At 63.2% G+C, this 20,888-nt stretch carries 18 protein-coding genes; 6 read left to right on the top strand and 12 right to left on the bottom strand.

Features of this window, described 5'->3' with window-relative positions:
• Positions 1-118: 118 nt before the first annotated feature.
• From FJ425_RS16085 to FJ425_RS16095, 3 genes are all read right to left on the bottom strand, one after another.
• Positions 119-1,174, bottom strand: coding sequence for a succinylglutamate desuccinylase/aspartoacylase family protein (locus FJ425_RS16085; protein WP_140635362.1), 1,056 nt, complete (start codon positions 1,172-1,174; stop codon positions 119-121).
• Between the two features lie 160 nt (positions 1,175-1,334).
• Positions 1,335-2,711 (bottom strand): FAD-containing oxidoreductase, encoded by a 1,377-nt coding sequence (locus FJ425_RS16090; RefSeq protein ID WP_140724809.1) that lies wholly within the window; start codon positions 2,709-2,711, stop codon positions 1,335-1,337.
• On the bottom strand, positions 2,708-3,169 hold the full coding sequence (locus FJ425_RS16095; RefSeq protein WP_140724812.1) for a DUF4126 domain-containing protein: 462 nt from the start codon (positions 3,167-3,169) through the stop codon (positions 2,708-2,710). The genes FJ425_RS16090 and FJ425_RS16095 overlap by 4 nt, the downstream gene beginning before the upstream one ends.
• A 133-nt stretch (positions 3,170-3,302) precedes the next feature.
• Between FJ425_RS16095 and FJ425_RS16100 the strand changes: the two genes are divergently transcribed.
• Entirely contained in the window at positions 3,303-3,860 is a 558-nt protein-coding gene (locus FJ425_RS16100; protein WP_140724815.1) for a sugar O-acetyltransferase, read from the top strand.
• Here FJ425_RS16100 and FJ425_RS16105 read toward each other — a convergent pair.
• Entirely contained in the window at positions 3,847-4,833 is a 987-nt protein-coding gene (locus FJ425_RS16105; RefSeq protein WP_140724818.1) for a helix-turn-helix domain-containing protein, read from the bottom strand. The two genes, FJ425_RS16100 and FJ425_RS16105, sit on opposite strands and share 14 nt — an antisense overlap.
• Positions 4,834-4,958: 125 nt before the next feature.
• Between FJ425_RS16105 and FJ425_RS16110 the strand changes: the two genes are divergently transcribed.
• Both FJ425_RS16110 and FJ425_RS16115 read left to right on the top strand, forming a co-directional pair.
• Complete coding sequence (locus FJ425_RS16110) at positions 4,959-5,600, top strand: cysteine hydrolase family protein (protein ID WP_140724821.1); 642 nt, start codon at positions 4,959-4,961, stop codon at positions 5,598-5,600.
• 388 nt (positions 5,601-5,988) lie between these two features.
• The gene (locus FJ425_RS16115; protein ID WP_140724824.1) at positions 5,989-7,293 is read left to right on the top strand and encodes a hypothetical protein; all 1,305 of its coding nucleotides are present in this window, start codon (positions 5,989-5,991) and stop codon (positions 7,291-7,293) included.
• Positions 7,294-7,358: 65 nt separating this feature from the next.
• Here FJ425_RS16115 and FJ425_RS16120 read toward each other — a convergent pair whose 3' ends face one another.
• The 8 genes from FJ425_RS16120 to FJ425_RS16155 all read right to left on the bottom strand — a co-directional run bounded on the left by FJ425_RS16120 (position 7,359) and on the right by FJ425_RS16155 (position 17,636).
• A complete protein-coding gene (locus FJ425_RS16120; protein WP_140635376.1) occupies positions 7,359-9,038 on the bottom strand; it encodes a formate--tetrahydrofolate ligase in 1,680 nt (559 codons plus the stop codon).
• A gap of 314 nt (positions 9,039-9,352) precedes the next feature.
• On the bottom strand, positions 9,353-10,477 hold the full coding sequence (locus FJ425_RS16125) for a DUF2333 family protein (protein ID WP_140543554.1): 1,125 nt from the start codon (positions 10,475-10,477) through the stop codon (positions 9,353-9,355).
• Positions 10,478-10,579: 102 nt separating this feature from the next.
• Positions 10,580-11,884, bottom strand: a complete 1,305-nt coding sequence (locus FJ425_RS16130) for a DUF6638 family protein (RefSeq protein ID WP_140635378.1) — start codon at positions 11,882-11,884, stop codon at positions 10,580-10,582.
• 219 nt (positions 11,885-12,103) lie between these two features.
• Positions 12,104-14,014 carry an AAA family ATPase gene (locus tag FJ425_RS16135; RefSeq protein WP_140635380.1) on the bottom strand — a complete coding sequence of 637 codons (1,911 nt, stop codon included), beginning with the start codon at positions 14,012-14,014 and terminating at the stop codon, positions 12,104-12,106.
• A 24-nt stretch (positions 14,015-14,038) separates the two neighbouring features.
• Positions 14,039-15,184 carry a hypothetical protein gene (locus tag FJ425_RS16140; protein WP_140724828.1) on the bottom strand — a complete coding sequence of 382 codons (1,146 nt, stop codon included), beginning with the start codon at positions 15,182-15,184 and terminating at the stop codon, positions 14,039-14,041.
• Positions 15,185-15,218: 34 nt separating this feature from the next.
• Entirely contained in the window at positions 15,219-16,307 is a 1,089-nt protein-coding gene (locus FJ425_RS16145; RefSeq protein ID WP_095766474.1) for a hypothetical protein, read from the bottom strand.
• A gap of 430 nt (positions 16,308-16,737) precedes the next feature.
• On the bottom strand, positions 16,738-17,349 hold the full coding sequence (locus FJ425_RS16150; protein WP_140635384.1) for a thymidine kinase: 612 nt from the start codon (positions 17,347-17,349) through the stop codon (positions 16,738-16,740).
• 62 nt (positions 17,350-17,411) lie between these two features.
• Positions 17,412-17,636, bottom strand: a complete 225-nt coding sequence (locus tag FJ425_RS16155) for a hypothetical protein (RefSeq protein WP_140546564.1) — start codon at positions 17,634-17,636, stop codon at positions 17,412-17,414.
• Between FJ425_RS16155 and FJ425_RS16160 the strand changes: the two genes are divergently transcribed.
• The 3 genes from FJ425_RS16160 (at position 17,635) to choV (ending at position 20,800) form a co-directional block, all read left to right on the top strand.
• Positions 17,635-18,570, top strand: coding sequence for a choline ABC transporter substrate-binding protein (locus tag FJ425_RS16160; protein ID WP_140546563.1), 936 nt, complete (start codon positions 17,635-17,637; stop codon positions 18,568-18,570). The genes FJ425_RS16155 and FJ425_RS16160 overlap by 2 nt on opposite strands.
• Positions 18,571-18,767: 197 nt before the next feature.
• The gene (gene choW / locus FJ425_RS16165) at positions 18,768-19,622 is read left to right on the top strand and encodes a choline ABC transporter permease subunit (RefSeq protein ID WP_140724831.1); all 855 of its coding nucleotides are present in this window, start codon (positions 18,768-18,770) and stop codon (positions 19,620-19,622) included.
• The gene (choV, locus tag FJ425_RS16170) at positions 19,619-20,800 is read left to right on the top strand and encodes a choline ABC transporter ATP-binding protein (protein ID WP_140689160.1); all 1,182 of its coding nucleotides are present in this window, start codon (positions 19,619-19,621) and stop codon (positions 20,798-20,800) included. Before choW ends, choV begins: the two co-directional genes overlap by 4 nt.
• The last annotated feature ends 88 nt before the right edge of the window (positions 20,801-20,888 follow it).

Genomic DNA, 20,888 nt, shown 5'->3' on the forward strand with positions numbered 1-20,888 from the left:
TGTCAGCGAGCCCACCACCAAATGGTCTTGTTCGAACGCATGTTCATGGCGACTCCCATAGCGGCGAATGGAGGTCCATGCAACTGGATTTCACGGCGATGGTGAAAGCCGCTACGCCTCAGTCTTCCAGCGTGCCGGAGCGTGCATCGGTGCTCCTGGCGTCGCCGGCGAGCTTCAGAAGATCCTCGCCGGCGCGGATGATGCGGCGCGCGCGGCGGGTCAGGATGAAGCCCGACTGAGGGGCGAACACTTCCGTGCGGCCGCCGGCCTCGCCGGGTGCGTGGACGATCGTCGCCAGCCTGTCGCCTTTCTTGACGCGGTCGCCGGGTTTGACCTCGTAAAGGATCGCGCCGGCCCTTGGCGAAGGCATCATGTCGATGTTTTCCAGCGGTACGACCGGTCCGGGAAATTTCTCGAATTTCGGCACGGATGAGTCCTGGACGACGCCGCGCGCCACCAGCAGGCGGTAAAGCCCGGCGGCATCGGCCGCGGCGAGGGCGGCGTCGACATCGAGTATGCCGCGATATTCGACCGTGGTGACGGCGCGGCGATCGAAGCGCGCGACGCTCGCCGGCACGTTCTGGTAGGACATGATCGAGGCGCCTTCGAAGGTGCCGGTATCGTCCTCGCTCCACAGCAGAACGGCTTCGGCGCCCATGGCGGCCGCGCAATCGGCCATATGCGGCCACAGGCTGGTGTGGATGTAGAGATAGGCCAGACCTTCGTCGTCGCAGTGGAGGTCAAGCACGATGTCGTTGCCGAGCGAGAGCTGGACGAGCCGGTTCTTCAGCCGGCGATCGGCGCCGCCGAGGCTGACATCCGGCAAGAGCCTTTCGTCGGGCGCGGCAAGCAAGGGAAAGGAGCGGTTGAAATTGGTGCGGGTGCCGAGATTGAAGCGGCCCTGATGCTCGCCGAAATGATATTGGGCGCGGCCGATCGGGTTGGCCCAGGGCACGATGGTGATCGGACCCTTGATGCGACCTTCGGCCTCAGCCCTGGCGAGCATCGGCACCAGGGCGTCGATGGCGACGACGCCCGGCAGCTCGCCGGCATGCAGCGCCGCCTGCAGATAGGCGGAAGTGGCCGCCTTGTCCTTGCCCTCGAAGCGCAAGACCGGGAATTCGTAGGCAACGCCTTCGCTGTCGCCGGCGATGCGTTCGATCGTCTTCTGCATGGGATATCTCCGTGTGAGGAGGTTTCAGCCATGCATTGTTGCGATCGGGCTGTCGAGTGGTCCAGCCGCGCCGGGCTGTCGGGCATCATCGCAATCGCGCTCGCCCGCTTGCTGCGCGGCACGAGGCTTCGCCGCAACGGCCGAACGCCGCCTCTGGATTTTAGACCAGCGGCTTCAGCTCCTGGGCGATGGTCGGCAGCAGCTCCGAGACATTGGGGTGGATGTGCATGGCGCGCGCCAGCGTCGAGATCGGCGCCTTGGCGTACATGAGGTCGAGCACGCAGTGGATCGCCTCGTCGCCGCCCGGGCCGAGCACCGAGCAGCCGAGGATCTCGCCGGTGTCGGCATCGGCCAGGATCTTCATGAAGCCTTGCGTCTCGCCCTTCTCGACGGCGCGGCCGACACGGGTCATCGGCCGCTGTCCGACCAGCGCGCGGCGGCCGGATTTCTTCACCGCGGCCTCAGTCATGCCGCAGCGCCCAAGCGGCGGATCGATGTAGAGCGCATAGGCCTCGATGCGGTCGCTCACCTTGCGCGGATCGTTGTCGAGTAGGTTGGCGGCTACGATCTCGAAGTCGTTGTAGGAGGTGTGGGTGAAGGCGCCCTTGCCGTTGCAGTCGCCCATCGCCCAGATGCCCGGCACATTGGTGCGCAACTGATCGTCGACGACGATATAGCCGCGCTGGTCGACCGCGACGCCGGCCTTGTCGAGGCCCAGATCGTCGGTGTTGGGCGTGCGCCCCAGCGCCAGCAGCACATGCGAGCCGATGGCCGGGGATTTGCCGGCGGAGAAGGTGACGGCGATCCCATTGCCTTGCCTGGCAAAGCTGATGTCGTCCGCGCCGACATGGACGGCGATGCCTTCGTTTTCGAGTATCGATTGGATGGCGGCGGAGGTGTCCTCATCCTCGCGGCCGGTCAGCCGCGGCGCCTTTTCGATCACCGTGACCTCGGAGCCGAAGCGGCGGAACATCTGCGCGAATTCGAGCGAGATGTAGCTGCCGCCGACGACGATCAGATGGCTGGGCAGCACATCGAGATCCATCATCGAGGAATTGGTGAGATAGGGCACGTCGTTGATGCCGGGCAGGTTGGGCACCGAGGCGCGGCCGCCGGTGTTGAGGAAAATCTTTGGCGCGGTGAGTAGCGCGTCGCCGACGTGCACCGTGTCGGCGGTGACGAAACGCGCATGGCCGCGATAGAGCGTGCAGCCCTTCATTCCGGCGATCCATTTTTCGAGATTGCCGCGGGCGTCGTTGGTGACCTTGTCCTTGCGCGCCTTGATGCGCTTGTAGTCCACGCCGACGGGGCCTGAGAGCGCGACACCGTAGTCTGCGGCGCGGCGGGCGAGATGCGCGGCATAGGCGCTCGCCACCATCGCCTTGGTCGGCATGCAGCCGGTGTTGACGCAGGTGCCGCCGATGAACTTGCGCTCGATCAGCGCAACCTTCATGCCGGCGGCCTCGAGCCGGCCAACAAGCGGCGGCCCGGCCTGGCCGGCGCCGATGACGATGGCATCGAAGCTCTTTGCGCTCATGCGACCGCCGCCACGATGAGCAGCCCGCCGATGATGGCCACCGCATCCTCGATGAAGGCGGCGGGCTGATCCTTGCCGAATGCGGCGGCCAGCCGGCCGCGGGCCTTGGCGCCGCCCAGCGTGCCGATCACCGCGCCGATTGCGCCGGCGACCAGGCCGCCGATGGTGGCGCCGGCGGTCGCGCCGATGACTGTGCCGCAGAAGGCGCCGACGACGATGCGGGTGCCGAATTGCGGCGGCACCTTGCGGCTCGGCGTCGACGGCAGCTGGTCGGCGACCAGCTCGACGATGGCCAGGACGGTGAAGATGCCGACGGCGATCCAGTGGCCCATGAAGCTCGCCCAGGTGCCCGCGACCGGAAGCCAGCCGAGATAGGAGCCCCAGGCGACGGCGGCGGGCGCGGTCATGGCGCGCAGGCCGGCAATGACGCCTATCAGCAGGGCGAGAATGTAAAGCACGATCGACCCCCTCAAACCGAGACCGTCGCGTGGTCCCGCGACGGAAGGCTAGCACAAGCCAAGCATTTCGCCACGGGGCTTTGTCTCACAATCGATTATGCTTTGGCAGCAGACGAAATCTGGAGGTATCGCCATGACGGCAAGCGAGCGCATGAAGATGGCGGCGGGCGAATGGTACACCTGCATCGACGATGAGCTGGAGGCATTGCGCGTCGCCGCGCGCGATGCGGTATTCGAGCACAACGGCCTGCCGCCCAGGCAGCGCGGCGACATCGCTCCGGCCCTGCGGGCGCTGCTCGGCGGCGTCGGCGAGGGGGCTCGCATCGAGGCGCCGTTCCATTGCGCGTACGGGTTCAACATCCATCTCGGCGAGGGGATCTTTCTCAATGCCGGCTGCACCATCCTCGATACCGCGCCGGTGCGCATCGGCAAGGGCGCCCTGCTCGGCCCCAATGTGCAGATCTACTGCGCCGAGCATCATCGCGAAGCTGCCGGCCGGCTGGCCGGACTGGAGATCGCCAGGCCGGTAACGATCGGCGACAACGCCTGGATCGGCGGCAGCGCGGTGATCCTCGCCGGCGTCAGCATAGGCGAGGGCGCCATCGTCGGCGCGGGCGCGGTGGTGAGGCGCGACGTGCCGGCGAACACCACTGTCGTCGGCAACCCGGCGCGGGTCGTCACGCGCCGATGAGCGCACCGGCGTTTTGAGCGGTCTTTGAGAATTCACGCCGGTACCGCACCGGCGAGGTCCTGAGCCGCGCGGCGAAATGCTGGCGCAGCGAGGTGGCGCTGCCGAAGCCGGCTTCGAAGGCCACGATGTCCATCGATTTGTCCGTCTGCTCCAGCAGCCTCTGCGCAAGTGCCACGCGCTGGTCGGCAAGCCAGTCGCCGAAACTTGTGCCTATCGACTTCTGGAAGCGGCGCGTGAAGGTGCGGCGGGTGAGGCCGGCCGCATCGGCGACGCTGTCGAGGCTGTGCGGTTCGCCGAGCGCCGCCCGCACCTGGTCGAGAGCGCGCGTGAACCGGTCGGCATTCGGTGTCGGCGCAAGCGGGCGCTCGATGAACTGCGCCTGGCCGCCCTGCCGATGCGGCGAGAGCACAACGTGGCGGGCAAGCCGAAGGGCGGCCTCCGCGCCATAGCGGGCGCGAACGATGTGCAGGCAGCAGTCGAGGCCGGCGGCGACGCCGGCGGAGGTGACGATATCGCCATCGTCGACATAGAGCACGTCCGCATCGATCGCGATGTCGGGATGAAGCACGTGCAGCCGATCCGTATAGGCCCAGTGGGTTGTTGCCTTGCGCCCGGCCAGCAATCCGGCGCCGGCAATGGCGAAGGTGCCGAGGCACAAGCCGACGATGAGCGCGCCGCGCCGATGCGCGCGCTGCAGCGCGTCCTTGAACGGCGCGGCCAAGGGATCCTCGAGATCCTTCCAACTCGGGATGATGACGATGTCGGCCTCGTCGAGCGCCGAAAGCCCATGCGGCACGACGATGCTCAGCCCCGCATCGGTATGAATGGGTCCCTCGTCCATCGCACAGACGCGGAAGTCGAAGCGCGGCAGCCCAAGTTTGGTTCGATCGGTGCCGAACACCAGGCACGGCACGGAGAGGTGGAACGGGCTGATGCCGTCGAAGGCGACGGCGGCGATGATCGGATTCTTCATGGCAAGCATCGCTCCGTTGAAGCTGAATGTCCCAATTTTTTCGGATGATGTCAATCGGGCCACTTTTTTGGCTCGAAACATCGGCCTAGCTTAGCGCCCATCAACCCGGTCGAAAGGAAACCGCCATGTCAGCACCAGCCACCCAGCCACGCCGCGCGCTTGTCGTCGTCGATGTCCAGAACGACTACAATGGCGGCAATCTCGCCATCCAGCATCCGCCATTCACTGAGACCGTCGCCAATGTGGCGCGCGCCATGGATGCCGCCGCAGCGGCCGGCGTCAAGGTGGTCGTCGTCAAGCAGATGGCGCCCGAGACCTCGCCGATCTTCGCCAAGGGCAGCCATGGCGGCGAGCTGCATCCCGAGATCGCCAGGCGCGCACGCGACCACTATGTCGAAAAGACGCTGCCTTCGGCCTTCACCGGCACGGATCTCGAAGCCTGGCTGCGCGCCAACGCCATCGATACGATCGCGGTCGTCGGTTACATGACCCACAATTGCGATCTGTCGACCATCATTCACGCGGTGCATATGGGCTTTGCCGTCGAGTTCCTCTCGGATGCCAGCGGCTCGGTGCCCTATGCCAACAGCGCCGGCTACGCGTCGGCCGAGGATATACACCGGGTGGTGAGCGTCATCTTGCAGTCGCGCTTCGCTGCGGTGCTCAAGACCGCCGAGTGGATCGATTGCCTGAAGACCGGCGCCCTGCCTGAGCGCGACACGATCTATGCGTCCAACCAGCGGGCCCTGCAGCGGAACGCCGCGTAACCGAAGCCGTTCAAAAGCAAGGGCGCCGCCAGGATGCGGCGCCTTTTTCTTGGCGCCAAATATCCAGCAAGAGCGTGAGCCATTTCACGGACCCCGTTCCGGTATTTTCAGAAAGTCGCCGCGCATGTGAATAAGCGCGGATGGCTTGGGGGCTGGATTGAAGGCGCGCGTTGCACAAACCTTGGTCGTCCTGACCCTCGCTGTCGGCGCGGCGCTGCTGCCGTGGCCCGCCTTAGCGCAAGTTCCGCCGCATGCGCCAGGCACGATCTGCTTCACCCAATTCTTCTGGTGTTGGGCGCAACCGCCCGGGCCGGCCGGCTATCCCTGCGGATGCCCGTCGCAATATGGCTTCGTGCAGGGTTATCTGGGCTAGTCGTCGGGGGGCGCGATGACGACATTCCACGATCCTCTTGTCTCCGGGTTGCTTGCCGACGCCAAGCTGGTTGCCGGGTACGGCCGCTACGGCGTGTTCAAGGACAGTGCGCTCTTCGCCGCGATCGGCGACGCGGAAAAGCTCAGTGACGCGAGCGCAAGCCAGCCCGAGGTCGTCAAACTTCAAACGGTGCTCAACGACTGCTCCAGCACCGTGCCGTTTTCAACCCTGGCTGCGCTGCGCACCGGCTGGTCGCCGGGCGACATGTCGCGCCGGACCGCGCTCGCGACCTATTTCCTCATCGCCCTGTCGGTGACGATGATGATCGTCATCGGCAAGCTGACCTATGTCTACAACAGGGGCGTCTCGATCAACGCGGAGCTGCAGGAGATCGACAACAACGATTTCAGCGCTCGGTTCGGGCAGTCGATCAGGCAGGTCTGGGCGACCAAGAAGCAATTGAGCTCGGCCGCCGCCCAGCAGGCGTCGGCGACCGATCTGACGCTTCTGAAGGACGCCTATTACAATTCCGTCGACAGCCTGCATTCGCTCGACCAGCGTTTTTCCTCGTTGCTGGTGCGGGCGCAGGGGTTCATGACGCAAGAGGCGCCATTTCCCCTCTGGGGCATGCAATGGGCCTATTGCAAGTTTTCGGCTTCCTCGGCCAAAGCGGGCACGCCGCTTGATTTTTCGAACCCCAGGCAGATGGCGATTGACCAGTTCTGCGGCCAGCAGATCGTGCTGGCGCAACAGCAGAGCGGGGCCGGGAGTAGCCAGCCGCTCAAGCAGTCGGATTTCGATTGCAGGAACAACGGCAACACTCAAGGCGGCATGCAAGTCGTCAGTTCTACCGGCATGGTCGAAGACGTGAACGCGGATTTCGACGAGGCGACACGCGATCTGCAATGCGAAGGCGTCATCACCATCACGCCGAATTCGATTTCGACGCTGACACTGCAGGCCAAGACACTCAGCGAGGTCCTCAGCCCCTATGCGCTGTGGATCCTGCCCGCGCTTTACGGCGCGCTTGGCGGCATCATGTTCCACATGCGCATGATCCTGAACCCGCTCTTACCCAATCCGCCGCTGTCGCGGCTCATTCATCGCATCGCGCTGGGCGGGCTTGCCGGGATGATCCTCGCCTGGTTCATGGCGCCCGGAACTAAGCTCGGCGGCGAGGTGACCGGCATAGGCTTCAGCCTGTTCACCTTCGCTTTCCTGTTCGGCTTCAGCCTCGATATCTTCTTCGCCATCCTCGACCAGTTCGTCTCGATGTCGGTCGCCGGCATCAAGAAGTTCGGCTCGCCTACGGTGGCGTGAAAGCCGGCGAAGAAAAAGGGCGCCGCGGTGAGGCGGCGCCCTTGGTCTTTCAGCTTGAGCGGCCTCTAGAACAGGCCCTCGATTTGGCCAATCTCGTTCAAGAAGATCTTCTCCGAGGACGGCGCCTTCGGCAGGCCGGGCATGGTCATGACCTCGCCGCAGATGATGACGACGAAGCCGGCGCCAGCCGAGAGCCTGACCTCGCGCACCGGAACGGTGTGGCCGGTCGGCGCGCCGCGCAGGTTCGGGTCGGTCGAGAACGAGTACTGGGTCTTGGCCATGCAGACCGGCAGGTTGCCGTAGCCGGCCTGCTCCCAGGCATGCAGCTGGTCGCGGATCGACTTGTCGGCGATCGCCTCGTCGCCGCGGTAGATGCGCTTGACGATGGTGTTGACCTTCTCGAACAGCGGCATCTCGTCCGGATAGAGCGGCGAGAACTGCGAGGCCCCGGATTCGGCGATCTCGACCACTTTCCTTGCGAGGTCCTCGATGCCTGCCGAGCCCTGCGCCCAGTGCTTGCACAGGATGGCCTCGGCGCCCTGCGCCTTGACGAAGTCCTTCATCGCCTGGATCTCGGTTTCGGTGTCGGTGGTGAAGTGGTTGATCGCCACCACGGCAGGCACGCCGAACTGCTTCACATTCTCGATGTGGCGGCCGAGGTTCAGGCAGCCTTTCTTGACCGCCTCGATGTTTTCCTTGCCGAGGTCTTCCTTCTTGACGCCGCCATTCATCTTCATGGCGCGCACGGTGGCGACGATGACCGCCGCCGAGGGCTTCAGCCCCGCCTTGCGGCACTTGATGTCGAAGAATTTTTCCGCGCCGAGGTCAGCGCCGAAGCCAGCTTCGGTGACGACATAGTCGGCGAGCTTCAGCGCCGTCGTGGTGGCCACGACCGAGTTGCAGCCATGCGCGATGTTGGCGAACGGGCCGCCATGAACGAAGGCCGGGTTGTTCTCCAGCGTCTGCACCAAATTGGGCTGCATGGCGTCCTTGAGCAGCACCGCCATGGCGCCGTCGGCCTTGAGGTCGCGGGCATAGACCGGCGACTTGTCGCGGCGGTAGGCGACGATGATGTCGCCGAGGCGCTTCTCGAGGTCCTTGAGGTCGGTGGAGAGGCACAGGATCGCCATGACTTCGGAAGCCACGGTGATGTCGAAGCCGGCTTCGCGCGGATAACCGTTGGCGACGCCGCCGAGCGAGCAGATGATCTCGCGCAGCGCCCGGTCGTTCATGTCCATGACGCGGCGCCAGGCGACGCGGCGGGTATCGATGCCGAGCTCGTTGCCCCAGTAGATGTGGTTGTCGATCAGTGCCGAAAGCAGGTTATGCGCCGTCGTGATGGCATGGAAGTCGCCGGTGAAATGGAGGTTCATGTCCTCCATCGGCACCACCTGGGCGAGGCCGCCGCCGGCGGCACCGCCCTTGACGCCGAAATTCGGGCCGAGCGAGGCCTCGCGGATGCAGACGATCGCCTTCTTGCCGATGCGATTGAGGCCATCGCCAAGGCCGACCGTGGTGGTGGTCTTGCCTTCGCCGGCCGGCGTCGGGTTGATGGCGGTGACCAGGATCAGCTTGCCGTCCTTCCTGTCTTTCACCGACTTGATGAACTCGGCCGAGACTTTCGCCTTGTCGTGGCCATAGGGTAACAGATGCTCGTTCGGGATGCCGATCTTGGCGCCGATCTCCTGGATCGGTTTCTTCTTGGCGGCGCGCGCGATCTCGATGTCGGACTTCACTTCGGCCATGACGGCTTTCCTCTGGATTGGGCGGTGGAAGGGACGGTATTGATCATTTGTGCATGTTCGAAATGCCGCGCGGGCGCAAGGGCAAGTTCTAACCCTGTCGCGGCCGCGGCGTCAACTTCCATGCAACTAAGTTTCCTGCAAAGAAAAACTGCTGTTCCCGGTCCGACCCTGTTCGGGTCTTCGGCCCCGGTCGCTTGCGGCGTATAGAAGCCAGAGCCAAGACCGTTCCGCCGTCTCAAAACAGCCGCTGAATACGCGAAAAGCGACAGAGGCGACGGCGCAAATCCACCATCGCCGTGTCGTCTCGAAAGGCGCTATTGCGTGAGCACGTTGCTGATCTCGACCATGTTGGAGCGCACGCGCAGGATGTAGAAGCCCATCGTCGTCAGATGCGTCGGCAGGAGCCAGCCATCCTCGCGGCCGTTGGCGATGATGAAGGGCTGGATGCGCAGCGCCGAGACGAATTGCGAATCCATCGTGTCCCAAAGGCTCTGCAGGTGCTTTTCCTTGATCACGTTCTCGAAGTCGGCCTGGGCGCCCTTCATCAAGCCGTAATAGGCGTAGAGCTGGCCATAGGCGAACCAGAAGCGGTCGTCGGCGCGGGTATCGAACCAGCCATTATTGTGGTTCTCCGCGCGCTCCTTGAGGATGGCCGAGGTCGATCCGATGTCCGACGAGATGCGGTCGATATATTGCTTCAGATTGTCGGCACGGGCGTCGAACGTCGCCTGGCAGGTGGCCAGCCGGGCGTTGAAGTTTCGCAGCTTGCGCACCGCGTCGCGATAATAGCTCGGCGTCGGCGTCTTGGGGCCGAACGGGTTGAGGCCGAAATACCAGGTGTACTCGTCGAACTGCAGATTGCCGCGCGCATCCTGCAGGTCGGCATCGATCTGCGATGTGGTGCGCACGCGGCCGAGATTGTCGGCAAGCTCGGTCGCGGTGCGCCGCACCGCCTGGTTGATGCCGCGCTGGAAGGAGGCCTTGTTGTCCATCCAGGGCGTGTTGTCCCAATCGATGCCGAACAGGCCGAGCTTGTAGAGGATCATCGAGGAGATCCAGGCATTCTGGTTGACGTTGAAGTCCGTCAAATCGGCGGCAACCTGGGCGATCGCCGAGTTGCCGCATGTCTTGGCCGTATCGGTGCCGCTGCCGGCCGAAACCTGCTCGCCCGCCGACACGTTCCGCTTCTCGAACGTGTAGGTGTCGGGATAGTTCGGGTCGAAATTGTTCCACCATTGCGTGGCGTAGAAGAAATTGGCGTAGAGGCCGATCAACACCAGAATGGCAAGGCCGACCACCGCCTTCAGGATCCAGCCGCGCTGGCCGTACCAGCGGCCAACCCACATGAACGGCCACAGGATGAGGCCGATGACGAAGCCGATGCCGCGGCCGATCCATTGAAAAATCTGGGTGACGAAGTTCACGATCGGATCAAGCATGGCTTTGGCACCCCTTAGCATGATGCCAAAAAGTTGCAGACTTTTTGGATAACATCATGCGCCAACACAATAAATTAGAACGAAATGACGGTTCATTTCGTTCTAGTCAATCAGGCCGTAAAGGCGCGCGCGGAACGCCGCCTTGTCCTTCAAATATGTGGTTTTCAGAACGTCCACAACATGGCTTCGCCAGGCGTCGCTGAAGCCGTCATAATCCTTGTAGAAGCCGGGCTTGTTGAAGACGTAGCGCGAAACGAAGTCCTGCGGCACGAAATCCGAGATCAGCTGGTTGGTCAGCCAGGCATCGGGATGATCGGGCTTGGCGCGCACGACCAGGAAGCGCTGGCGCGGCGGCACATCCTCGATCTTGAGATGGCCGAGCTGGGCGATCTCGCGCTTGGCGGCGTTGAGGAACGGGAAATTGCCGTCGCTGGCGATCAGGTCGGCATGGCCAAGGATCCAGGTCTGCAGCCAGACCTTGTCGACATCGGTCAGATTGCGGTTGGGCTCGGCATCGCGGATCAGCGCCCGCACGACCATTTCGGCGCGGTGCTCGAGATAACCGGAAGCCTCGATCCAGGAGGCGCGCGGCAGGTCGAGGCGGCCGGTGGCGGCCAGGAAGCCGAACACCTTGTCGGCGTCGTTGATCGACAGATAGCTCACCTGCCAGGGCCGCGAGCGGCGGAAGCCGGGAGCGGCCGGATCGCTGATCACCGTCATCATATCGGGGTCGACGAAGACATAGAGGCCGCCGAAATGGCTTGTCCAGTAGGCGTTGTGGCGGAAGATAACCTGGTCCGGCACCAGCGCGTTCTCGCGGATGTCGCCGCAGACCTTGGCAAGGTCGACCATGCGCTCAAGCATGGCGTCGTCGCGCCAGGCGTCAGGCTCCTGCCTCAGCCGGTCGACGAGCTTGCCGAGCTCAGCCGCCTTGCCGAGCACATCTTCGGCCGACAACACCTTGAACTCGACCTGGTTGATCGACAGCAGGTCCTCGATGTCGTTGACCTTCGGGACCGAGTCCTCGATCTCGCCGTAGATGACGTCCTTGATGGTCAGCGCGTCGATCGCGCGCTGGTTCTTTGACATGAACTCGAACATCAGCTGCGAGGTGTTGGAGAAGGCGGTGTGGACCACCGGCAGGTCGATCTGCGACGGCGTCAGGATGATGAAGCGGCGGTTGACCTCATTGGGGTCGAGATAGTCGTAGTCGCCGCATTCCTCGGCGATCTCGGGCGAGAAGCCGGTGCGGTCGATCTGGAAGCTCTCAAGCTTGGTGGGCTTGAGGCCGAAAGCGGCAAGTGCCTTGTTGTAGCGCTGGATGAGGTGCGGCTCGTCGATGGCGAGCAAGCGGCCGTAGATCAGCTCGTTGTCGCGCAGAAGGTCGGGCTTTTTTATTGCGCTCATCTTCCCTTCTCCCCGTTCACGGGGAGAAGGTGCCCGAAGGGCGGATGAGGGGCGCGAACTCTCCTTCTCCCCTTGTGGGAGAAGGTGGCCGCGAAGCGGCCGGATGAGGGGTGCTCCAGGGAATGCCAGCGTCTCACTCCGCTGGAACACCCCTCATCCGTCTCGGCGCTTGCGCGCCGATCCACCTTCTCCCACAAGGGGAGAAGGGGAAGGCGCGCTTTACGCATTCCACAGCCCCTTCTTCTTCAACTCCTCCATCTCGCGTGCCGCGCGCTCGCGCAGCCTTGCGTCGCGCAGGAGCTTCTCCACGGCGGCGTCGTCGGATTTGTCGGAATAGCGGAATTCGGAATCGGCGTAGCGATTGATCTCCTGCATGACCATGTCCATCGAGAACGGTCCGCGCAGTTCCTCGATCATTGCCTTTTTGTCGTCGTAGCTCTTGTGCATGAAGGCTTCCGGCTTCTCGAACCAGTCGTCCGGCAGCTCGATGTCCATGGCGCGCATCTTGATGGCGTCGGTGACGTTCTTGATGGCGCGGCCGGTGAAGCGCGGCTCGGCGTCCTTGATCATATGCAGGTAGGTGCCGACATCGGCCATAGTCTTCGGCGCGCCATTTTCCTTCATGTAGCGCTCATAGACCTTCATCAGCCCACCTTCCCGCGGCTTCTCGTGCTCTTCATAGGCCTCGGTCACGGCGCGCTGGATTTCCTGCGCGGCATAGAGCTCGTGCTTGCCAAGCGGGATCTCGTGGTTCTTGCCGGCAAGCAGCACGAAGATGTCGATATAGTCGTCGCGGGTCTGCGGGCCGTCGACCAGCCATCGCGCGCCGGCGCGCTGGCGCAGCGCGTCGTCGACATTTTCCGGATAGTTAGAGAACATCCCGAAGGAGCAATTGCCGCGCACCACCGTCGAGGCGCCGGCGAAGGCGTCCATCAGGACGCCGGTGATCTCCTGCTGACCGGCGGAAGCACGGTCGTCGGAACGGCGCGCCGCCACCTGGTCGATGTCGTCGATGGTGCCGAAGCCGATGACGCGCTGATTGAGCACGTTGTTGATGAACTGGCGGCAGTTCTGGCCCGACTTGCCCTGGTAGGACGAGATCTGGTCGACGCCAAAATTCTCATAGGCGAAGGGATAGCCGGCGACCTGGCAGTAGCCATTGACGAGGCCGGCGATCATCTGGATCAGCGTCGTCTTGCCGGTGCCCGGCGCGCCGTCGCCGATGAAGGTGAAAAGAAAGCCGCCGAGCTCGACGAAGGGGTTCAGCTCGCGCTCGAAGTCGTAGGCCATCAGCATCTTGGCCAGCCTGACCGACTGGAATTTGGCGATGTGGTTGCCGACGACCTCTTCCGGTTTCTTGAAGGTCATCACCAGCGGCTTGGTGCGCTTGCCGGGCGCGACGTCGAAACCATCGAGGGTGAAATCGTCGACGTCGATACGGATATGCGCATTTTCGAACGGCCCAATGCCGTCGAAGCGACCTTTGCGCGCAAGCAACCCGTCGATGGCGATGCGGGCGAAGGCGCGAGCGCGCGTCGTCAGGTCGGCGTCGTCCTTCGAGCCGGCGATTGCCTTGTCGAGACCGGCGACGATCGACTTGACCGCGTCCTGCGGTGTGTCGAACAGGAAGTCGGGCTCGGGGATGTCGTTCGGCGCCTCGCCATCGCTGTCGATCAGTTGGAAGAGATACGAAGCGAAACTGAAGGCGGAAACGTAAGCCGACGCCGACAGAAGCTTCTTGAAGGTGGCTGCCTCATCGCCTTCCAGCGGCGCACGCGCATTCCTCGCCTGCAGGCTTTCGAGATCGGAGCCTTCGGCGAAGACGTCGGATATGGCTAGCGCGATCGCCAGGCCACGGCGGGCGCGGTAGAGCAGCGTGTGCTGCGGGATGCTCATCAACTGGTCGTCGGGATGAATGGCCGCTACTGTTTTTGTGAGCTCGACCTCGCGCGTGCGGCGCACCGAACCGACCGACACGGTCGAGACAAAGCGGCGGTTGGTGCCGGCAAGCGCCGTGCCGGATTCGCGCGAAGGATCCTCCAGCACGACGATGCGGGTGATGAAGCTCTGCGCGGTCGCGCGGTGCTTCTCGATTGCGGCTTCCGAGATCGTGGTCAGGCCGGTGTCCATGAAGGATGCTCCGCGGTTTGACGGTCATACATCGCTGATCACCTGCCCATTCGACAGGATGTGGACCTTGTAACCGGAAAAGATCTTCTGCGCCTCGCCTGCGGCGTAGAGCGCCTGATAGGCCTCGTGCGGGATCAGCGCGTGGTTCTCGTAGCTCGACACACCCTGGCGCGCCGCTTCGAGATCGTCGGTGTTGATGAAGAACTCCTGCGTCGTCTTCTCGCTGGAGAACAGGCCCTTGCGGCCGGGCTTCTCGCTCTTGGAGAAGACCTCCTGGATCGTCCAGGTGAGCAGCCAGGCGTTCTGCGGCTTGCGCACCTTGGCCAGCACCTCGGCCACCGTCGAATTGTTCTCGGTGATGCCGGCCGAGTAGAAGGGTCCCAGCACCACACGCCTCAGCTGCTTGGGATGCAGCGGCTCGAAATCCTTGTCGAGATTGACGGCGATCGTCGCCGGAGAGAGCGTATAGGCCGAGTTCTTCTCGGTGAAATCGTCGAAGCGGTGCGCAAGCTCCGGGTTGAGCAAGCCGTCGACGGGGAGCGGGATATCGACCCGCTCGTTGAGCTTGCCGTTCACGTCGACCAGCTGGCGCACCATGCTTTCGGAGGAGTCCTCCACCGTCACCATGTAGACCAGCGGCAGGTTGGCGCTGCCGTCGAACGCGGCCCAGTGGACGAGATAATAGGGTCGCATGGTTTTCGGGTTGACAGAAACCTTTGCCGTCTGCGCCAGAGTGAACGGGCCGAAGGTCGCCTCGCTCTTGACGTCCTCAAGATAGAGCCGCTCTGCCATCGACTTCTGCAGCGCCTCTGGGAATTCCTTGTGGCGAAGGATGAAGTCGGCCATCTCCTCGCGCAGTTCGCCGGCCTGCGGGATGTTGGCCAGCCGCGCATCGGCCTGCTGGCGGTCGTTTTCCAATTCGAGCAGGTTCTGGAAGACGGGGTAGCCGCTTTCGGCGCGCGAGATGCGGAAGGTGTCCATGAAGCCGAGCCGGTTGCGCCAGCAGGCAAAGGACTTGTCCAACCGCGCGATATACTCCGCGACGATCCTGGCGACGATGCCGTGCCGGTAAAGCGGCGAGCGGTCGTCGCGCATGAACACTTCCAGCCCGCTCAGCGCCGCCGTGATGGCGGAGAAATAGCGTGCCGCGGCGTCTTTCTCAGGTGTCATGTGGCTGCCGTGGAAATGAAATCAGCGGCGCCGCCTATTGCTGCACATAGTTGGCGGCGTTGTGCTTCTTCATCACATCATCGAAGCGGCGGGCGAAGGCATCGTCGGCAAGCTTCTTGCGGCGCTGGATGTCGGCCGAAGCCACCATGTTCTTCTCATGCATCTCGAGCAGGTCGCCGATGTGCTTCTGCGAGGCGGCGCCGATGCCGGCCATCGTCTCCTCGGCCGTGTTGTCGACCTGGCTGCCCAACGTGTTGATCTTGTGGGCGACGTCCTGCTGGGCGGCGGTCTTGAGCGAATCTTCCAGCGCCTTGTAGAGGACGATGCGCTGCTCGGTGTCGATGGTCAGCTTGTTGATCAGCGTCGACTGCGCGGCGATCTGGTTGTTGAGCGAATCGACGAAGGTCTGGAACATCGAGGTGTAGCGCTCCAGCGTCTGGCTTTCGGCCAGCAGCTCCTGCTCCTTGGCCTGCTTTTCATTGTATTCGGTCGCCATTTTGGAGCGTTCGCCCTCAAGCTCGGTGCGCTCCTTCTGGGTCGTGGAGGCGGCGATCTTGTTTTCGATGTCGAGCAGCATCGGGTTCAATTCCTCGATGCGCTTCTGCACCGCTTCAAGGTTGGTCATCGTCACCTTGCGGCGCTCGATAACCTGCGAAAGGCTGGCCTCGGAGGTCTTGTAGCGCTGGTCGAGGACCTGCTTCTGCGCCTTCAGGATGCCGACGATGGTGTCCGACTTTGCCAGCAGCTCCTGCAGATTGCCGGCAAGCGACATGTTGCGGACGCGATCGGTACGCATGCGCTGCTTGCGCTGCGCCGAAAAGACGCCGACGAAGTTTTCCCAACCGGTGTAGTTTTTCATGCTTTCGAATTCGGCGCCGAAGACATTGGTTGCGTCCTCAAGCCCGATGATCAGGTCGGCAATATTGCCTTCCATGACCTTCTGCTGCTTGAGCACGTCCTCGATGCGGGCGTTCTCGATGTCGAAATTGGCATCGCCGATCTTCTTGTCGGCCTGAGCAAGCGTGTCGAGCACCGTACCGGACTGCTCGATCTTGCTGCGCATGTCCTGCACGACCTGCTTGGTCTTGGCAATTTCGGCATCGAAATTCTGCAATGTCGCCATTGGGGCCTCCCGCTTCGGCATCCGTTTCCGTGTCGTGGCGGCGAATATATGTGGGGCTTCAAGGGATTGAAAGAAGGAAGACAAAGCGAAGCGTCAAAACAAAAGGATTGGTTAGGTCCTTGAAAGGCAAGGCAAGCATGCGCATGGCGCGTAGTAACGCGTACCAACATCGAACAGCTTTAGCTGACATGCCTTAAGGTCTTGTTTTTGCGAACGGCCATGAAACAGCGCCCGCAAATATCTTGCGGCGGCGATGCCGGTTTCGCCGGCACCCGTCAAGGCTTGAAGCGGTTTTCGGACGACATCCGGCTCTAGAGCGGTTCAGCGTTTTCACGGAATCGCCGAACCGCTCTAAGTCTTTGTTTTTACACAATTCCGGACGGAAAACCGCTACGCACTTTTCCTGGAATTGCTCTAGGCAAGCTCCGGCTCAGCTGCTGACAAAACCGATGAAGTCGTCGGGCGCGGCCCGGCCCATCTCCTCTTCCCAATGCCGGCGGCAGAGCGAGACATAGACGTCCTTGCCGATCGCCACCTGCTCGCCCTGCTTCGCCACCTTGCCGTCGGGCCCCAGGCGCACCACCATCGTCGCCTTGCGGCCGCAACGGCAGATGGTGCGCACCTCGCGCAGGTCGTCGGCGATGGCGAGCAGAGCGCGCGAGCCGGGGAACAGATTGCCCTGAAAATCGGTGCGCAGGCCGTAGCACATGACCGGAATGCCCAGACGGTCGGCGATGCGGGCGAGCTGCCAGACCTGCTCTTCCTCGAGGAACTGCGCCTCGTCGACAAAGATGCAATGCACCGGGCCATGCCGGTGGTGCTCCGCGACCCTGGCATAGAGGTCGTCGCCGTCGCGGAAAATCTCTGCCTCGGATTCGAGACCGATGCGCGACGAGATCAGCCCGGTGTCGCCCTTACGATAGTGGCCGGCGACGAACAGCATCGTCGACATGCCGCGTTCGCGATAATTGTAAGACGCTTGCAAAAGCATCGTCGTCTTGCCGGCATTCATCGTCGCGTAGTGGAAGTAAAGCTTGGCCATGTCGCTCTTTTAGGTGTGTCGGGATTCAGGCGAGGCCGGCCCGACCTGAATCTCGACACACCCTAAGCCGACTTGCCGCGGCTCGGGGAGAGGGCACCGGCTCCGTCCACCAAAAACTCGATGTCGTTCAAAAAGCTGTCATGTCGCTTAATGGCCAGCGCGCGCCGTTCGTCGCGACGTTGAACCGCTTGAAACAACATCAAAATGGTGTTTGGCTGACGAAACAAGGCGGGCGCAAGAACCGTGACTTCGCTTTGCCTCGAAAATCCAATGGGAGATAAGTTCATGTCGCGTATTAAATCTTTCGTCGCAGGCCTCGGCCTCGCGGCGCTTCTGTCGACGACCGCCGCCTATGCCGGCGATCCGGCGAGCTGCAAGGCCGTGCGGCTGTCGGATGTCGGCTGGACCGACATTCAGGCCACCACGGGCCTGGCTTCGGTGCTGCTGACTGCGCTCGGATACGAGCCGCAGGTGATCCAGCTCTCCGTGCCGGTGACCTATGCGTCGTTGAAGAACAAGGACCTCGACGTCTTCCTCGGCAACTGGATGCCGTCGATGACCAACGACATCAAGGACTATACCGCCGACGGCTCGGTCGAGACCGTCAGTCAGAACCTCGCCGGCGCCGGCTACGGCATCGTCGTGCCGACCTATGTCGCGGATGCCGGCGTCAAGACGCTGACCGATCTCGGCAAGTTCAAGGACAAGTTCAACGGCAAGATCTACGGCATCGAGGCCGGCAATGACGGCAACCGCATCATCCTCGACATGATCAAGAACCCGAAGGACAACCTCGAAGGCTTCGAGCTGGTCGAATCCTCGGAAGCCGGCATGCTGACGCAGGCCGAGCAGTCGATGAAGAACAATGAATGGATCGCCTTCCTCGGCTGGACGCCGCATCCGGTGATGGGCGCCATGAAGATCACCTATCTCGACGGCATGGGCGACAGCGGCTTCGGCGCCGCCACCGTCTCGACCAATGTCCGCAAGGGCTACATGACCGAGTGCCCGAATGCCGGCAAGTTCATCGCCAACCTGAAGTTCAATCTCGACATGGAAGGCGAGATGATGGACGCCATCCTCAAGGGCGGCGATCCGCAGACGGTCGCCACCGACTGGCTGAAGAAGCATCCGGATGCGGTGACGCCGTGGCTTGCCGGCGTGACCACCTTTGATGGCGGCGATGCGGCGGCGGCGGTCAAGACCGCGCTCGGGAGCTGAGCCGGCTTTGAGTTCGGAATGATCCGAAAGAGGGCAGCCGGTTGAAAAGGCTGCCCTTTTTCTTAAAGCGCGGCGCACCTTAAGCCTCTGTTTTGACGCATGTCATTTTCCCAAAACCGCTGCACACTTTTGGGGGACATGCGTTAAGCTGCGAGAAGATGACCGCACGGCAAGTGCGGCGAAGCCGAGAGGGGAAGATGGATCCGATTTCGAAATTCCTGACCGACTACAAAATCCCCATCGGGCCGTGGGGCAAGGCCTTCTTCGGCTTCCTGACCGACAATTTCGACACCATCTTCCGGGCGTTTTCAAACGGGCTTAATTTCATCCTCGACGGGGCGGTGGACCTGCTGCTGATGGTGCCGCCCGTGCTTCTGGCGCTGGTCATCGCGATCATCGCCTGGCTGCTGCAACGTTCGCGGCCGCTCGCCATCGGCGTCTTCCTCGGCCTGATCTTCATCATCAACCAGAATCTGTGGAAGCAGACGGTGCAGACGCTGGTGCTGGTGGTCGCGGCCGCCGCAATGGCCATGGCGATCGGCGTGCCGCTCGGCATCTGGGCGGCGCACAAGCCGAAGGTCTACCGGATCATGCTGCCGGTGCTCGACCTGATGCAGACGCTGCCGACCTTCGTCTACCTGATCCCGGTGCTCACGCTGTTCGGCCTCGGCAACGCGCCAGGCCTGATCGTCACCATTATCTTCGTCATCCCGACGGCCGTGCGCCTCACGCATCTCGGCGTGGTTTCGGTGCCGAAAGCGATCGTCGAAGCGGGCGAGGCGTTCGGCGCCACCAAGCGCCAGCTTCTGTGGAAGGTGGAGCTGCCGTCGGCGCTGCCGACCATCATGGCGGGCCTGACGCAATCGATCATGCTGTCGCTGTCGATGGTGGTGTTCGCCGCCCTGATCGGCGCCGGTGGCCTCGGCACCGAAATCAACCGCGCGCTCGGCTCGCGCCGCATCGATCTCGGGCTCGAGGCCGGCCTCGCCATCGTCGTGCTCGCCATCGTGCTCGATCGCATGACCCGCATCGGCGTTGGAGGCAAGAAATGACCGTCGCGGTTGATTTCAAGAACGTAGACATTGTCTTCGGCGCTGACCAGGCAGGTTCGCTGGCCATGATCGACAAGGGCGCCACGCGCGCCGAGATCCTCGAAAAGACCGGTAACGTGCTGGGTTGCGCCGGCGCCAGCCTGACTGTCCATGAGGGCGAGATCTCGGTGCTGATGGGCCTGTCCGGCTCCGGCAAGTCGACGCTGCTGCGGGCCGTCAACCGGCTCAATGTGGTGTCGCGCGGCCAGGTGCTGGTCAAGGACGGCGATCGCACGGTCGATGTCGTCACCTGCGACGAGGCGACCTTGCGGCGGTTGCGCCAGAAGCAGGTGGCCATGGTGTTCCAGCAATTCGGCCTGCTGCCGTGGCGCACGGTCGAGGAAAATGTCGGCTTCGGCCTCGAGCTTGCCGGCGTGCCGGAGGCGGAACGCAAGGCGCGCGTGCAGAAGCAATTGCAACTGGTCCATCTCGACCAATGGTCGAAGAAATATGCCCATGAGCTTTCGGGCGGCATGCAGCAGCGCGTCGGTCTCGCCCGGGCTTTCGCCACCGAGGCGCCGATTCTGTTGATGGACGAGCCGTTCTCGGCGCTCGACCCGCTTATCCGCACCAAGCTGCAGGACGAATTGCTGCAGCTCCAGGCCGAGCTGAAGAAGACCATCATCTTCGTCAGCCACGACCTCGAGGAGGCGCTGAAGATCGGCAGCCACATCACGATCATGGAGGGCGGCCGCATCGTCCAGACCGGCGCGCCGGAAGACATCGTCTTGCGCCCCGCCAACGACTATGTCCGCGACTTCATCGCCAATGTGAATCCGCTGTCGGTGCTGACGGCGTGGAACGTGATGCGGGACCGTCGCGACCTGGAGCACGGCGATAACGGCTGGGTGTGGCTCGACCGGCGCAAGACGACACGCTTCAAGATCGACGACCACGGCCTTGTGGCGGCGGCCGAGCGCGACGGCAAGCCGGCCGTGTGGGTGTCCTGCGCCGATGTCGAACGCCAGCCGGAGGAGGGCGCTCAGGTGTTCTGGGCCAATCCCGGCACGCCGCTGAAAACGGTGATGCTCGCCATGCACCGTTCGCAGACTGCGCCGGTGGCGCTGTTCGACGAAGGCTCGCGCTTCGTCGGCTCGATCGGCATCAGGGACGTGTTGAGCGCGGTGCTGAGGCGGTAGGGCCTTCGCGGGCGCCGCCCGGCCTGCGGTCGGGCGCCTGACCGCAGCTTGTTTTTCGCCTCCTTCGAGCGCAGAGTCCGCCCGTTGC

Origin of the sequence: Mesorhizobium sp. B2-7-2, assembly GCF_006440775.1 — a bacterium.
Classification (GTDB): Bacteria; Pseudomonadota; Alphaproteobacteria; order Rhizobiales; family Rhizobiaceae; genus Mesorhizobium.

What these genes read in the sequence shown, in the direction of transcription:
- choW (WP_140724831.1), top strand. Translation starts at nt 18,768, where the DNA reads ATGGATCCGATTTCGAAATTCCTGACCGACTACAAAATCCCCATCGGG.
- FJ425_RS16135 (WP_140635380.1), bottom strand. Translation starts at nt 14,014, where the DNA reads ATGGACACCGGCCTGACCACGATCTCGGAAGCCGCAATCGAGAAGCAC.
- FJ425_RS16105 (WP_140724818.1), bottom strand. Translation starts at nt 4,833, where the DNA reads ATGAAGAATCCGATCATCGCCGCCGTCGCCTTCGACGGCATCAGCCCG.
- choV (WP_140689160.1), top strand. Translation starts at nt 19,619, where the DNA reads ATGACCGTCGCGGTTGATTTCAAGAACGTAGACATTGTCTTCGGCGCT.
- FJ425_RS16090 (WP_140724809.1), bottom strand. Translation starts at nt 2,711, where the DNA reads ATGAGCGCAAAGAGCTTCGATGCCATCGTCATCGGCGCCGGCCAGGCC.
- FJ425_RS16145 (WP_095766474.1), bottom strand. Translation starts at nt 16,307, where the DNA reads ATGGCGACATTGCAGAATTTCGATGCCGAAATTGCCAAGACCAAGCAG.
- FJ425_RS16160 (WP_140546563.1), top strand. Translation starts at nt 17,635, where the DNA reads ATGTCGCGTATTAAATCTTTCGTCGCAGGCCTCGGCCTCGCGGCGCTT.
- FJ425_RS16130 (WP_140635378.1), bottom strand. Translation starts at nt 11,884, where the DNA reads ATGAGCGCAATAAAAAAGCCCGACCTTCTGCGCGACAACGAGCTGATC.
- FJ425_RS16110 (WP_140724821.1), top strand. Translation starts at nt 4,959, where the DNA reads ATGTCAGCACCAGCCACCCAGCCACGCCGCGCGCTTGTCGTCGTCGAT.
- FJ425_RS16125 (WP_140543554.1), bottom strand. Translation starts at nt 10,477, where the DNA reads ATGCTTGATCCGATCGTGAACTTCGTCACCCAGATTTTTCAATGGATC.
- FJ425_RS16100 (WP_140724815.1), top strand. Translation starts at nt 3,303, where the DNA reads ATGACGGCAAGCGAGCGCATGAAGATGGCGGCGGGCGAATGGTACACC.
- FJ425_RS16115 (WP_140724824.1), top strand. Translation starts at nt 5,989, where the DNA reads ATGACGACATTCCACGATCCTCTTGTCTCCGGGTTGCTTGCCGACGCC.
- FJ425_RS16155 (WP_140546564.1), bottom strand. Translation starts at nt 17,636, where the DNA reads ATGAACTTATCTCCCATTGGATTTTCGAGGCAAAGCGAAGTCACGGTT.
- FJ425_RS16120 (WP_140635376.1), bottom strand. Translation starts at nt 9,038, where the DNA reads ATGGCCGAAGTGAAGTCCGACATCGAGATCGCGCGCGCCGCCAAGAAG.
- FJ425_RS16085 (WP_140635362.1), bottom strand. Translation starts at nt 1,174, where the DNA reads ATGCAGAAGACGATCGAACGCATCGCCGGCGACAGCGAAGGCGTTGCC.
- FJ425_RS16140 (WP_140724828.1), bottom strand. Translation starts at nt 15,184, where the DNA reads ATGACACCTGAGAAAGACGCCGCGGCACGCTATTTCTCCGCCATCACG.
- FJ425_RS16150 (WP_140635384.1), bottom strand. Translation starts at nt 17,349, where the DNA reads ATGGCCAAGCTTTACTTCCACTACGCGACGATGAATGCCGGCAAGACG.